The sequence below is a fragment of the Erwinia pyrifoliae DSM 12163 genome, from assembly GCF_000026985.1.
GTDB lineage: Bacteria > Pseudomonadota > Gammaproteobacteria > Enterobacterales > Enterobacteriaceae > Erwinia > Erwinia pyrifoliae.
Genome location: NC_017390.1, coordinates 1,408,251 through 1,422,484, shown reverse-complemented (window position 1 = coordinate 1,422,484; position 14,234 = coordinate 1,408,251). Strand labels below are relative to the sequence as shown.

Sequence of the window (14,234 nt, the reverse complement as noted above, 5' to 3'; positions counted from 1 at the left end):
CTGACGCAATACCTTGAATTAGCTCTGTCATCATGCACAACGCCCGAAGTTGCCGTGTGGCAACTTCGGGCGTATATGACGATCGCTATCGCAATAATAGCCCTGACCTGTGAACCATGACCGGCAAAACCATCAATGCACAGCGTAAGGTTTCACCACGCCACCCAGCCCCGATATGCCCTGCAGTGCGCCGATCGCCGCCTGCATTTTCGCTTTCGACGCATCCGGCCCGACGTAAATACGGGTAATCTGCCCCTGTACCGGCGTTGCCGGGACGGTAAAGGCGCGATAGCCTGAAAGACGCAGCTGAGCGACGATTTCATTCACTTTGGCGGCATTTTTCAATGCGCCGAGCTGTACGACATACGCCAGGCCAACGGGCGCGGTTTCTGCAGGCGGGCGGGAATTATCGACCGCCGCTTCAGACTTCGCTTCCGGTTTAGTAACCGGCTTTGGTTTTTCAACCGGCGCGGATTTCTCCACCGGCTTCTCAACGGGTTTTACAATCGGTTCAGGCCTGGGTTGCGGTTTAGGCCTCTCCACCACGTCAGGCGGCTGGACCTTTTGCTGCACCGGCGGCGGCGTCACCACCGTTGGCTGGTTGTGCGACGTCGGCATGGTCGAGCCGCTCTCCGCCTGCGAAGGGTTATCATTGCCTGCAGCGACAGCTCCCCCATTTCCCGGAGGCTGTGCAGGCAGCGACTGGGTTACCGGCGGCACCAGCTCGGTTTCGGGTTGCTCATCCGCTTTTGGCACCAGGGGAATGGCCGCAAACTCTTCTTTATAGTGTTTCTTCTGGCCATCAAGCACGCCTGGCAGCACGATCACCCCCAGCGCAACAATAATCACGGTGCCGACTAAACGGTTTTGAAACTTACTTGCCACTTCCATTCTCCGTTGCCATCGTTTCCATGACCTGCGCAACGGTGTGGAAAGAGCCGCACACCAGCACAATATCCTGTGGTTCCGCCTGGGTTAACGCACGGTGCCAGGCTGCGGTTACCGACGCAAAGGACTGCGCCGCGTTAAGATGCGCCGCCAGCTGTGCTGCACTGGCACCACGGGGACCTTCCAGCGGTGCGCAGTACCAGTAATCAACCTGCGGGGCAAGATATGCCAGCGTACCGGCGATGTCTTTATCATGCAGCATACCCACCACCGCATGCACTTTGGCCCCGCATTTGATCTCCGCCAGACGCCCCGCCAGATAGCTCGCCGCATGGGGGTTGTGCGCCACATCAAGAATAACCTGGGGTGACTCGCTCACCCTCTGGAAACGTCCCGGCAGGAGCGCCTGGTGCAGGCTGCGGCGGATGGTGGCCTCATCAACCTTGAGGGTTGATGCACGCAGCGCCGCGAGTGCGGTAGCCGCGTTGGGGACGGGCACCTGCGGCAGCGGCAGATGCTCAATACTGCCGCTGGCATCGTGGAAGGACCAGCTGTCGCCGTCGACCTGATACGACCAGTCACGATCGCGCTGATTCAGCTGCGCGCCCTTTTCCGCCGCGACGTCGGCAATGGTGCCTGGCATATCCGGCTCGCCAACCACCGCTGGCTTACCCTGGCGAAAAATTCCCGCCTTTTCGCGGCCAATGCTTTCGCGATCCGGGCCAAGCCAGTCGGTATGATCAAGCGCAATACTGGTGACTACCGCCACGTCCGCATCCACAATATTGGTGGCATCCAGCCGCCCGCCCAGGCCGACTTCGAGGATCACCACGTCCAGCTGCACCTGTTTAAATAACCACAGCGCCGACAGCGTGCCAAATTCAAAGTAAGTGAGTGAGGTGGCGGCACGTCCGGCTTCAATCGCCGCGAAAGAAGCCGTATGCGCCGTTTCTGCCAGCTCGGCCCCCTGAACGCGTACCCGTTCCGTGTAGCGTACCAGATGCGGCGAACTGTAAACGCCAACGCGATAGCCGGCGGCCAGCAAGACGGTTTCAAGGGTGCGACAGGTGGTGCCTTTGCCATTCGTCCCGGCAACGGTGATCACCACAGGGGCTGGGGTAAGCAAGTCGAGCGCAGCAGCAACGCGTTGAACGCGTTCCAGACCCAGATCGATGGCCTGGGAGTGCAAATGTTCAAGATAATGAAGCCACGCGGCAAGAGGCGACGTGGCTTGAGGAAGATTATCCATGTGTCCCGTTCACAAAGTTACGGTTCATTGGTGAAAGGGACGCGAAATCCCCTTCTCATCATCGATCAGGCCTCGGGGCTTTCTGATTCAGCAGCGGCTTCAGCAACGATATCTTCCTGGGGAGCAGGCAGATTCATCATTTTCGCCAGCACGCTGGCCAGCTTGAAGCGCATGACCGGGCGGCGCACGATCATATCAATCGCCCCTTTTTCAATCAGGAATTCACTGCGCTGGAAGCCAGGCGGCAACTTTTCTCGCACGGTCTGCTCAATCACACGAGGACCCGCAAAGCCGATTAAGGCTTTAGGCTCCGCGATGTTTAAATCGCCAAGCATCGCGAAGCTGGCTGAAACCCCGCCCATGGTGGGATCGGTCAGTACGGAGATGTAAGGCAGGCCACGCTCCTGCATTTTTGCCAGCGCGGCGCTGGTTTTCGCCATCTGCATCAGCGACATCAGCGCTTCCTGCATGCGCGCTCCGCCCGATGCGGAAAAGCAGATCATCGGGCAGTTGTCTTCCAGCGCCTGCTCAACGGCGCGCACGAAGCGTGCACCGACCACGGAACCCATTGAGCCGCCCATGAAGGCAAACTCAAACGCTGCCGCGACAATCGGCATACCGTGCAGAGTGCCTTTCATCACAATCAACGCGTCCGTTTCGCTGGTCTCTTTTTGAGCCGCTGACAGACGATCTTTGTATTTTTTTGAATCCCGGAACTTGAGCACATCTTTAGGTTCCAGCTCGCTACCCAGTTCAATCAGTGAACCTTCGTCCAGCACGCTGTGCAGACGATCGCGGCCATGCATCCGCATATGGTGGTCACATTTGGGGCAAACTTCCAGATTGCGTTCCAGCTCGGCACGGTAAAGAACCTGACCACAACTATCACATTTGGTCCAGACCCCTTCAGGAATGCTTGCCTTGCGCGATGGGGTAATTGTGCTCTTATTAAGAATTCGTTCAATCCAGCTCATTGATGACCTGTTATGTTGTTTTTGTGCTAAATCAGATACTTAACACAGATTATCGCCTGAGAATTAGGCATTATTACACCATAAAATACACCACTTCGCTACACATTCGTCAATGAGGCAAACTGCCGCGTTTATGGAGAAATTTCATGATGATATCCTGGACTCCCTGCGTATGCAGTAGGCGATACTCATAGAGAGACATAATAATCAGCCCATCCCGTTTAAGGTTGTGTATTGCAGGAATAAGTTTGGCGAAAGGGAGCACAGGAATTTTATGCGTGAGCGCGCGCCAGCATGGCCGCAGTTAGTTTCTTTTTACCAGTCTGTTGCGATAAATATCCAGCGTCAGAAGAGCGACACCGTCTGCGGTATTCAATAAAAGGTGCGCTAAATAGCCTGGATCGTGCGAAGCGAGGTAAGCGAGATTTTCAGGCTGCATAAAATGCTCCATCCGACCACGGTACAAGGATATTCGGCTGAGATACTGCTTGTTCAATTCTTTAAAATCTTGTTTTTCAACAACCTTACCCGCCATAATTTTTTCGATCATATCATCTTTGGCATCGAGCACCGGTATAAAATCCCCGTTTTCGATTGGAAAGTAGACGATATCGCTGGTCATCATGCCGACGTGCGAAGCCTCATGTAACAGGGTGCTGCTCAGGGTTAAAACGGGAGCCTTCCTCATGCTGTGATCAGGGTGAGTAGGATCAACAAAATAGAGTTTATCGGCATTGATAAAGATTCTGCCACTTCTGTCAAGCAGAGCAAAAGCCAGCGTGCCGAAATGCCTTTCTTCTTCGGTCAGAACCGGGCGATGATGAACAATTTCGTCACCCGGTAACATATGATCGGTTAGCGGCTCTTTAACCAAACTGGCTAAGTAGATCTTGTTCAGCTTCAGCGCAGCTCGCGTCCTGACAAGATATTTTTTAAGGGCAAGAGCAAAACTTCGCAGAAATTCCACATTATCAGTTTCCAATAGTTCACGAAGATAATATTCGCAATTCGGACTGAAGTTGCTCAGTTCTTTAATAACGGCAGGGATGATCTCAAGATTGAGATGCTTAACAGCATTTTCAACGTTGACTTTTGCACCACGTAAATAGAGCGGAAATGAATCGGTGATCTTTGTACTTGCGGAAAGCTCAACCGTGTTTTCACTGAATCTGACTCGGGATGAATAAAAATGCTTACCAATTAACTCTTTGACGTTCTCGTCATCGATAAAAGGAATATATTTTTCTCGCGGAATAGGCATAATGAACCGCTTCGACATTAGCACCTGATTCACGACATTTTCTATCGCATCCAGCCCCCCAATACTGTTATATACTCTTTTGCTCAAATAATTGCTGACCGCCCCTTTTCTCATACCCAGCCTTTCGGCCAAAAAATCGACCTGAGTTTTTAACTCTATCCTCTCGTTTTTACTATCAAAGATGATATAGGCTATATCCTTTTTGCGCCTGTAAATATCTCCTTTTGTGAAAATACGCAACATAACCCTACTGGCAGCATTCACTTTGCTGTCAGAAGAAACAATTTCAGCCCTGAAGAAATGCCCATTGTAAAGATAGTAATACTTACTTTTTTCAGGATTGACGTACAATCCTGGAAAATCCAGCATTTTATATTGGACAAGCCTGGTATTTAAAATCGTTTTCTTGCTTGCATGGCCCAATTCAATATTATGCTTGAGCAATGCATCTAAGCTGTCGGTGATAACAAGCGGAGTGCAACTGGAGCCTGCCTCCGGTGAGCGCTTCAAATCACAGTGGCCCAACTCAATGTAGCTGAGCATATTTTCTTTATTTGCTTCTCGTTCTCTCAGGTAGATATCCCTGCTTAGAAAAAGACCGATATTATTATTACCAGCCATATCAATGGCATTATTGATTACAACATGATTCCTGGAATAACTGAACACGGAAAAATGCTTGTCATTTACGGTGAACAGCATTTTACCTTTTTCATCAACGTAAACCCCTGGGCCGATTTTTCTTACGGGAGTGGTATCGGCGATTTCGCCATGAGCGCAAAGAAAATCATAAGCATCTTCTTCAATTCGCGGCAAAATTTCTGTTACGGGTTCAAGGTCAGGGAAGCCTACGCCCAGGTTTCTGTAGCCAAAGATAACATCAGGTGAATTTCTTAGTTTGAAAATGCCGTTCTCTTTGACGAATAAACTCTCTGGCCTGTTGATCAGATTATAGATATCACTAAATGGCTGATAGGCCTCGTAATATTTTTGCTTGTATTTAAGATACATTTTCCCTTCGGGATCATAGCTAAACCCGTCCGCCATGATATTACCGAACAAACGATCCTGACTGATAAATTGCCCATTTCCATCACTGCCAAGCAAAACGTCCAGATTCTCATCAATCTGGGTAGAGTCTTTTTCAAACACCCAGCCATATTCGGTTGCCAGCAGGATATTCCTCTCTTTTCCTTTAGGTGAAACTGCAACACTTGTTATGCTTCCGGAAATATCATACTGTTCTATTGGCACCAGCAGCCCTCCCGTAAGGACGTATTGCGAACATTTACCATCCTTTTCTTTCAGGCTTATGATGTCTGCATTCTCGTTATCAGCCTTCAGCAGAGTATCTTTATCTTTTATGAAATCTTTTATCGGAATACCAAAAAGCTTACTGTTATTAATATTGTGCTTTGAATAAACCATCTCCTTTTCTTTACTAATAAAATCCCATCTCGCCCTGGCCTTATTATAGGCAACAATATGCGTATCATCACCATCAGTAATATAAGACTCTCCCGTTTTACGTTTTAGGTAGGAATAGGATTTCCCTCCGATTTTTACCGCCAGCTTATTATCTTTCAAGGTAAATCTTCGAACAGGCTTGCCTATTGCCATACCTTTTTCGCCTTTTTTTTTCGCCGTTGCATCGTAGAGAGAGGCTATCTCCGATCCAGAAAGTGTTGGAATAGTTTGTCTTACCATAAACATTAACTGCTGGTTAAGCCCCGCTATATTTTCCACGTTAACAGGCTTACCTGACCAATCATCTGCAAGTATCTGCAGTGCAGGAGCAATAATGAGCTGAGTCACGGCAATAACCTGAGATCCTGGTAGCAGGGTCAGTATTTGCGTCGTTAAAGGATCAATTTTACTGGTTATATTGTCAATCCGTTCGGTTGTCTGATTTTTTGGACATCCCTGCCCCAGCGTATTGTGATAATAAATAATAAGTGATTCATCCCCCAGCGTTTTTACCGGAGATGCCAGCGTTTTCCCCACCTGCCTGACAATATCTATCCATGATAGAGATTCGCGCTCTTCAATACATGAAAAATCAAATAACTTTTCTATTTTCACATCATCTTTCACATCATCTTTCACATCATCGTCAAGCGTACTTATCGTCGTGTTATCATCTTCAATAACCAGATGAGTGCTGATTTCAGTTTGTGATGTTATTGCTATATTCGTGTGGGGGGAAGAAGTTATCCTGTTTTCCGGCCTTTTTGTTTTCCCTTTGCGATTTATAACTTCCCCGAACGTAAGAGGGCGAATTAGTTCAACTTTCTCACCTACGGGCGGGGGGCATAAGCATCTTGTTTTACCGACATTTAAAACAACATTTTTAAAAACTTTACTTTGTTTTTTTTGCTCACTATGAAATTTTTGACATCTTTGTTCAAACTGCGTCGATTTGCATATATCAGGTTGGTTTTTCGTATAGTAATACTTTCTCAGCGGCTGTGGTCGGGGCTTATGTTGCAGAACCTGAGAGGTAGTATTCTTGCAGGGCGCTATTCTTCTGTGTGCCATTCGCCCCGCGCCCACGGTTTCGTAACAAATCAGATCGGCGATTGCGGTTTTTTTTACATCATCGCGCTCAGGCGGCTTGCTGGTCGTTAGCTTACGTGGAGAGGCTCTGGCGGCGGGTTGTGGTAAAGGTTCGCTCTGACTAACATGTTCACCCGTATCATAATCCGCTGAGCGATAAGCCATCTGTGCATCGTGATGATTTAACGGGGGGGGAACCTCCGTGCGATACAAGTCCGTGCTGTTGTTGTTGCGGTCTGCTGCCCGGGCGCGCTGACAGGCCACGCTACCGACAGCACCTGCCAGCAGTCCGGCGCCTATCAGCAATCCCATTTTTCCTGTTAACCTTAGCGCTGACGGAGAAGTGGATGCCGGGTGAGCATCATTCTGCCAGGCACAATTTTCAGCCAGCTGGTGCAGTTCCTTTCCTTCAGTCATCATTTCTGTCACCCCGGCCTCCCCTTCATCCACGGGTTTGCTATTTCTCATATAGGGTAGCCAGCAGGTTAATCGCCTTAGCAACCCTGCCTGCGGCGGTGAGATCGGCATTGAGGAATGAAAGAGAAGAGGATCCGAACATTCCGATACGGAAATAACATGTCCAGCCATTGATACCTTTTCTGATGACGTATTTTTATCTTCAGACTTGAGAGGGGTACTAACGTGCTGACAGTCAATATCGGTCAAAATCGACGTTTCAGGCATGAAAAGACTCCACGGTTATATTCTCTGCCACAACGGCGGCAGCTAACGGTCGATGTCGCCCTACTATTAAGGTCATTCTTAAAGAGAAATAATATCCAAAAACGCCATTAGCAGGTTAATTGTGCCAACAGACTTATACATGGCTGGCGAATAGGGCCGTTTTTTGGTATGGGGATTATCTGAGGAGGCGCTATTACGCCGGGCATTACGCCTAATGATGAACGCTGCACTGACTGTAGCAGGAGATCCGTATGATGATTTTTTCAAGCTGGCTGCTCCTACCGGGGCAGCCAGCTTTGTGCTGTAAATGACGGGTGGAAGGATAAATTCAGGTTACTAAACCCTGTTTTGATCTGTCGCCCGACGTTGACGCCATACTTCAATCAGCCCGGGCAAAATCGACAGCAGAATAATTGCCGCAATCAATAACTTAAGGTTTTCCTGCACCGCCGGCAGGTTGCCAAAGAAATAGCCGACATAGGTGAAAAGCAGCACCCACAGCAGCCCGCCCGACACGTTATACAGGGCAAAATGGCGGTAAGACATGTTGCCCATACCGGCAACAAACGGCGCAAAGGTACGCACGATCGGCACAAAGCGCGCCAGGATAATCGTTTTACCGCCATGCTTCTGGTAAAACGCGTGGGTTTTATCCAGATAGCTGCGGCGGAAAATTTTCGAATCCGGGTTACTGAACAGCTTATCGCCGAACAGTCTTCCAATCGTGTAATTCAGCGCATCACCAAGGATTGCGGCGGCCACCATCAGTGCCGCCATAGTATGTACGTTAAGGTCGTTACCCGGCAGCGCTGCCAGCGCTCCGGCAACAAACAGCAGGGAATCCCCCGGCAGGAATGGGGTCACCACCAGGCCGGTTTCGCAAAACAGGATCAAAAACAGAATGGCATAGATCCAGATACCATACTGTGCCACCAGCTGCGCGAGGTGAATATCAATGTGCAGAATAAAGTCGACGACAAAACGAACTAAATCCATACGGGATTCCTTGAATACTTCAAACGAATATTAGTCACCGAGGAACAGCGGTCCCATCGGTGGGCGGGGTAACTCATAGCAGGCAGGATAGTCCACCGCAACCAGGTACAGCCCTTCCGCACGCGCTGTTGCTGCTGCCAACTTGCGATCCTTCGCCACCAGCAGCTCACGCATCCAGCCCTCTGGCTGATTACCGCAGCCAATTTCCATCAGGCTACCGACGATATTGCGCACCATATGATGAACAAACGCGTTGGCCTTAATATCCACCACCACATAGGCACCGTGGCGACTGACCTTCAGATGCATTACGTTGCGCATCGGCGTACGCGACTGGCACTGCACGGCGCGAAATGACGTAAAATCATTTTCTCCCAGCAGGCACTGCCCGGCGCGCTGCATTTTTTCCACGTCCAGCGGGTGGTAAAAATGCGTGACGCCGCCGGCGAGAATAGCCGGGCGCAGTCGCTGGTTGTAAATAACGTAGCGATAGCGCCGGGCGGTGGCGCTGAAGCGGGCATGGAAGTCATCCGCTACCGCTTTGACCCAGCGAACGGCGATGTCTGCTGGCAGGTTGGCATTCACCCCCAGCGTCCAGGCCGCATCTTTACGCTGCGCAGTCGTCTCAAAATGCACCACCTGGCCGGTGCCATGAACTCCGGCATCCGTGCGTCCAGCGCAGAAAACAGCGATCGGACGATCGGCGACCTTCGCCAACGCTTTTTCCAGTTTTTCCTGCACGCTACGCACTTCATTCTGCCGCTGCCAGCCATAGTAACGGCTGCCGTCATATTCAATGCCTAGCGCCAGTTTATGAGTTGGCTGCAGCACATCGATGTCGGACATCAGTAAAAATACTCCTGCACCAGCTTCTCGGCAGTTTTCACCGCCATCAGCGCCCCGCCAAAGCGCACGTTATCGGCCACTGACCAGAATTGCAGCAGCTCCGGAATACCGTAGTCGTTACGTACGCAGCCGATGCTGAGGTGGGCACTGCCGGAAGCGTCACCCACCTGGGTCGGGAAGTTATTCTCTTCCGTCAGAGTGATATCCTCACTCTGCGCCAGCGCATCGCGCGCTTCTTCCGCTGAAAGTGGGCGCAGGTTTTCAATATGCACAATCTGCCCGTTGCCGTAGAAAACCGGAGCCTGAACGCTGCTGACCGCAATCGGCAAACCTTCGTCCTGCAACACCTTGCGCACTTGCTCAACCAGCTGGCGCTCCTGGGCCACGCTGCCTTCGCCGTCCGCCAGCAGTGGCAGTATGTTAAATGCCAGCTGGCGGCCAAAATAGCCTTGTTCCACCGGCAGGCCATTAAGCAGACGCGCACTTTCTCCGGCCAGCGAATCCACCGCCGCTTTACCGTGCGATGAGGCGGCCAGCAGGTTCGTCACCTGTAAGCGGCTCAGTCCGGCCTGTTCAACCAGCGGCTTAATGGCGCACAGCAGCTGGCTGGTTAACGCATCGGCCACGCTGACAATATTGCGATTGCGGTAGTCGGCCAGCACCTGGGGGTTCACCTCTGGCACCACCAGCGGCACGTCCGGCTCCAGGGCGAACAGATCGCTGCTGTCGATAACCAGGCAACCGGCATTGGCCGCTTCGTCAGCGTAGCGCCCGGAGGCCTCACGCCCGGCGACGAAGAACGCCAGCTGAGCCTGTGACCAGTCAAATTCCGCCACATTGCTCACGCGCAGTGATTTACCCTGATAGCGCAGAACTTCACCCGCGCTGCGTTCACTTGCCAACGCATACAGCTCGCCAACCGGGAACTGGCGTTGCGCCAGCAGTTCCAGTAAAGCTCCCCCTACTGCGCCAGTCGCCCCCAGGATAGCGATATTCCAGCCGTCAGACATGTTGGTTTACTCCAGACAATGACACAAAATGAAGGGCGGTGAGTGCACCGCCCGAAGATTCAGATTTTTCCCGTGACAGAAAGGGAGTGATGCAAACGCGGTAATGCCGGTCAGTTTACGGGGTGCCAGGCGTTAAAACCCAGCCTGTTCAGCAGCGCAGCCGTTGCCGCGTTATCGCATTCAACCCGCAAAGAGGACCATTCCCGGCGCTCCTGATAATGCTTGCGCAAACGGTCAAACTCACCGGGAATGGCCGCACCGCGCCGCAGCGGCGCATCGTCGCGGCGCACATCATACACCAGATGCACCAGACGTTTCAGCGTTGCCTGATCAAGTTCGCCACTCAGGGTGATGCAACCAAACTCCGGCGCGGGTAATAACGTATTCAGCGCAACCTGCTGTGGCTGCCCGATAAACTGCGTCCAGGCTTCAAACACCTGGGTAGTACCGCGCGCTTTGCCCTCAAGGGTGTACCCGGCAATATGGGCGGTGGCGATATCCACTTTCGCCAGCAGTGGCAGCGACAGCTCCGGCTCTGGCTCCCAGACGTCCAGCACCACGCTGAGATCATCACGCTGCTCCAGCACCTTCAGTAAGGCCGCATTATCCACCACCGCGCCACGACAGGCATTAATCACAATGGTTCCCGGCTTCAGGTTTTGTAGCAGCGCTTCATCAACCATATGCCGGGTTTGATATGGTCCATCCTTGAACAGCGGAGTATGAAAGGTGAGCACGTCCGCTTGCGCCACCAGCTGTGACAGCGGCAAGAATTCTCCTTCATCACCGCGTTCGGCACGAGGAGGATCGCACAGCAGGGTGCGAATGCCCAACGCAGCAAGCCTGGCCTGTAAACGGCCGCCGACATTGCCCACGCCAACAATACCGACGGTGCGATCGGTTAACTGAAAGCCGTCGCGCTCGGCCAGCAGCAGCAGGGCAGAAAAGACATACTCCACCACCGCGATAGCATTGCAGCCCGGTGCCGCAGAGAAGGCAATCCCGTGCCGTTGCAGGAATGCCTCGTCGATATGGTCGGTGCCTGCAGTCGCCGTGCCGACAAATTTCACCGGTTTTCCACTCAACAGGCCGGCATTAACCTGGGTCACCGAACGCACCATCAGCCCATCGGCATCGTCCAGCTGCGCCTGCGGGATCGGCCGGCCGGGCACCGTTACCACATCGCCAGTACGGCTGAACAGTTCACGGGCATAAGGCATATTTTCATCAACGAGGATTTTCACAATCGGATTCCAGCTCATTTCAGGAGGGGGTATTCTGCCATAAAGCACGGCTCAGAGGCATCTTCAGCGCCGGGATAGATGGCACAAGCGGCGAAAAGCGCCTGTTTATGATTGTCACTGGCATGATGGTGGCCAGGCGGGATGCAGATGGGCAGACCGGGCGGCGTCAGCAGGCGTTCCCCTTCAACCTGCATCTCCAGCACGTTGCATTTCACAACAACAACCTGTCCCCAGCGGTGATGGTGTGGCAGATACTCGGTGCGGGCATTCGCCTGTTCGTAGCGGTTAAGATCCGCAATCGTTCGCCATCTTTGGGGCGCCAGGCGTCAGCGGGTGGATCGTTTATCTGCCCGACGAGTTAATTTGTCTGATTTTCGTTATCTGTTTTGAATATGACAAGTATAAACTGCCCCCTCTCTTCCTGCCCACCCGAGAACACAATGATGAATTTTCTCTTTCCGCTGCTGGCCGTGCTGATTTGGTCGGTTAACGCCATTGTCAGCAAACTGTCGGCGGCGGCAATCGATCCGGCGGCCATCTCCTTTTACCGCTGGCTGGTGGCGCTGCTGGTATTAGCCCCGTTTGCCCTGCCCGGCGTCTGGCGTCATCGCCAGCAGGTTAAGCAATCATGGTGGAAACTGTTGGTGCTGGGATTGTTAGGCATGGTGATGTACCAGAGCCTGGCTTATTACGCCGCACACAGCGTGAGCGCCCTGTTTATGGGCATCATTGCCGCCCTGATCCCGCTGCTCACCGTGCTGCTGAGCGTAGTGGTGATTCGCCTGGCTCCGACGCTGGGGATCCTGCTCGGCAGCCTGCTGTCGTTTTGCGGGCTGGTGTGGCTGGTCAGCCAGGGTAACCCGGCACAATTACTGACTCACGGGCTGGGTAAAGGCGAGTTGATGATGTTCGTGGCTTCAACATCCTATGCTTTATATGGTGTGTTGACCAGGCGCTGGGCAATCCCGCTGCCCAACTGGCAGAGTTTGTGGATGCAAATCTTCTTCGGCGTCATGTTACTGACGCCCGGTTTCCTGCTGGCATCCGATGTTTCGCTCAATGCGCATAATCTTCCCCTGGTGCTGTTTGCCGCTATCCCGGCATCGGTCATTGCCCCCTTCCTGTGGATTCAGGGCGTGATGCGCCTTGGGGCCAGCAGCAGCAGCATGTATATGAATCTGGTACCCATTTTTACCGCTGTGATTGCGGTCAGCTTTCTGCATGAGGCGCTGCACAGCTATCATTTTATTGGTGGGGGTATCGCACTGGCGGGGGTCATATTGGCACAGCGTCTGCGCACGCCATTGACCGGACGCAAGTCATCTGGTGCGCCTGGCAATAAATCAGCGAAATGATGAAATAAATTGCGTCAAACGGCGCGAATACTTCGCCATTCTCTACCTATCGCCGGGCGGGATTGTTATCATAGTGAATTACTCTTTTGCTCCGGTGCGCCCCGGACGTTGAATCTGACTGAAGGACTTCGCCATGCAACCTTTAAGCGGCCCCGGTACGCCGTTACCCGGCGAGCGCCCGGCGATTGATGCCCCATCCGCCACTGCACGCCCTGGCATTGGCGATCGGCCATTAACGCCGGCACAGCGCACCACGCTGGAACGCCTTATCGTCAAAATCATGTCGCTCAGTTCGCTGAAATCTGCCGAGCTGTGGGCGGGTCTGCGCCATGAGGTCGGCGTAAAAAATGATGCCGGGCTGCAGGCTCGTCACTTTCCCCAGGCCGAGCAGTTTCTTAATATCCGCCTGGCACAGGTACAGGATAGCCACGCCACACGCCAGCTGCTGCAACAGCTAAGCGACCTGCTGCCTACCGGTAATAACCGTCAGGCGGTGAGCGATTTCATCCGTCAGCAGTTTGGTCACACGGTGCTCAGTTCGCTTAACCCGGATCAGCTGCGCCAGGCGCTGACCATGTTGCAAAACGGCCAGATGGCCATTCCACAGCCGCAGCAAGGCCATGCGACCGATCGCACCCTGCTGCCAGCGGAACATCACGCCCTCAACCAGCAGATTTCGCGTCTCGCTGCCGCTACCGGGGAACAGCCGGTCAAGCTATGGGCATCACTGCTGAAAGTGGTCAATCTGCACAGCGGCGACCCGATCCCATCGCGCTTATTCCCGTTGCTGAACCAGTATTTACAGGCCAGCCAGACCAGCACGCAGCACGCGACTTCTACGCTGTCACAGCTGACCGCCACGTTGAAGCAGCCTCTGGACACGGGCGAACAGCGGCTGCTGGAGGATTACAGCCAGCAACGTTTTAACGCTACGCCGCAGACGGTGCTCAGTGCAACGCAGATACAGGATCTGCTCAATCTGCTGTTCAGCCGCCGCGCCGAGCGCCTGCTGGAGCACCCCATTGCCGACAGCGAACGGCATCCGAAACCCATCGCCATGCCGGTCTGGGGGGCGCTGCCGCCGGTACTGCAACCGCTGGCCAGCCGGCCGGTATTGACCGCCTTTGCGGCGTTAATCCTGCTGGGGCTGGTGCTGTGGATGCTGCTATAA

Annotated in this window: 10 protein-coding genes and 1 pseudogene; 2 read left to right on the top strand and 9 right to left on the bottom strand. The window is 53.0% G+C overall.

What is annotated here, in order from left to right; genetic code table 11:
- Positions 1-132: 132 nt before the first annotated feature.
- The 9 genes and pseudogenes from dedD to EPYR_RS21015 all read right to left on the bottom strand — a co-directional run.
- Positions 133-885: a cell division protein DedD gene (dedD, locus tag EPYR_RS06290; protein ID WP_012667563.1), complete on the bottom strand. Its 753-nt coding sequence runs from the start codon at positions 883-885 to the stop codon at positions 133-135.
- Entirely contained in the window at positions 875-2,137 is a 1,263-nt protein-coding gene (gene folC, locus EPYR_RS06285; protein ID WP_012667562.1) for a bifunctional tetrahydrofolate synthase/dihydrofolate synthase, read from the bottom strand. Before folC ends, dedD begins: the two co-directional genes overlap by 11 nt.
- 65 nt (positions 2,138-2,202) lie before the next feature.
- Positions 2,203-3,111, bottom strand: coding sequence for an acetyl-CoA carboxylase, carboxyltransferase subunit beta (accD, locus tag EPYR_RS06280; RefSeq protein WP_012667561.1), 909 nt, complete (start codon positions 3,109-3,111; stop codon positions 2,203-2,205).
- A 304-nt stretch (positions 3,112-3,415) separates the two neighbouring features.
- Complete coding sequence (locus tag EPYR_RS06275; RefSeq protein ID WP_012667560.1) at positions 3,416-7,612, bottom strand: hypothetical protein; 4,197 nt, start codon at positions 7,610-7,612, stop codon at positions 3,416-3,418.
- A gap of 336 nt (positions 7,613-7,948) precedes the next feature.
- Positions 7,949-8,608 carry a DedA family protein gene (locus tag EPYR_RS06270; RefSeq protein ID WP_012667559.1) on the bottom strand — a complete coding sequence of 220 codons (660 nt, stop codon included), beginning with the start codon at positions 8,606-8,608 and terminating at the stop codon, positions 7,949-7,951.
- Positions 8,609-8,638: 30 nt separating this feature from the next.
- Positions 8,639-9,454 (bottom strand): tRNA pseudouridine(38-40) synthase TruA, encoded by an 816-nt coding sequence (gene truA, locus EPYR_RS06265; RefSeq protein WP_012667558.1) that lies wholly within the window; start codon positions 9,452-9,454, stop codon positions 8,639-8,641.
- A complete protein-coding gene (locus tag EPYR_RS06260; protein WP_012667557.1) occupies positions 9,454-10,464 on the bottom strand; it encodes an aspartate-semialdehyde dehydrogenase in 1,011 nt (336 codons plus the stop codon). The genes truA and EPYR_RS06260 overlap by 1 nt, the downstream gene beginning before the upstream one ends.
- A gap of 110 nt (positions 10,465-10,574) precedes the next feature.
- Entirely contained in the window at positions 10,575-11,708 is a 1,134-nt protein-coding gene (gene pdxB, locus EPYR_RS06255) for a 4-phosphoerythronate dehydrogenase PdxB (RefSeq protein ID WP_041474103.1), read from the bottom strand.
- Positions 11,709-11,800: 92 nt separating this feature from the next.
- A pseudogene (locus EPYR_RS21015) lies at positions 11,801-12,006 on the bottom strand (cupin domain-containing protein); the annotation flags it as partial.
- 145 nt (positions 12,007-12,151) lie between these two features.
- Here EPYR_RS21015 and EPYR_RS06245 point away from each other — a divergent pair.
- Both EPYR_RS06245 and flk read left to right on the top strand, forming a co-directional pair.
- Complete coding sequence (locus EPYR_RS06245; RefSeq protein WP_012667555.1) at positions 12,152-13,063, top strand: DMT family transporter; 912 nt, start codon at positions 12,152-12,154, stop codon at positions 13,061-13,063.
- A gap of 133 nt (positions 13,064-13,196) precedes the next feature.
- The gene (gene flk, locus EPYR_RS06240; RefSeq protein WP_012667554.1) at positions 13,197-14,234 is read left to right on the top strand and encodes a flagella biosynthesis regulator Flk; all 1,038 of its coding nucleotides are present in this window, start codon (positions 13,197-13,199) and stop codon (positions 14,232-14,234) included.

What these genes read in the sequence shown, in the direction of transcription:
- folC (WP_012667562.1), bottom strand. Translation starts at nt 2,137, where the DNA reads ATGGATAATCTTCCTCAAGCCACGTCGCCTCTTGCCGCGTGGCTTCAT.
- accD (WP_012667561.1), bottom strand. Translation starts at nt 3,111, where the DNA reads ATGAGCTGGATTGAACGAATTCTTAATAAGAGCACAATTACCCCATCG.
- EPYR_RS06275 (WP_012667560.1), bottom strand. Translation starts at nt 7,612, where the DNA reads ATGCCTGAAACGTCGATTTTGACCGATATTGACTGTCAGCACGTTAGT.
- EPYR_RS06270 (WP_012667559.1), bottom strand. Translation starts at nt 8,608, where the DNA reads ATGGATTTAGTTCGTTTTGTCGTCGACTTTATTCTGCACATTGATATT.
- truA (WP_012667558.1), bottom strand. Translation starts at nt 9,454, where the DNA reads ATGTCCGACATCGATGTGCTGCAGCCAACTCATAAACTGGCGCTAGGC.
- EPYR_RS06260 (WP_012667557.1), bottom strand. Translation starts at nt 10,464, where the DNA reads ATGTCTGACGGCTGGAATATCGCTATCCTGGGGGCGACTGGCGCAGTA.
- EPYR_RS06245 (WP_012667555.1), top strand. Translation starts at nt 12,152, where the DNA reads ATGAATTTTCTCTTTCCGCTGCTGGCCGTGCTGATTTGGTCGGTTAAC.
- flk (WP_012667554.1), top strand. Translation starts at nt 13,197, where the DNA reads ATGCAACCTTTAAGCGGCCCCGGTACGCCGTTACCCGGCGAGCGCCCG.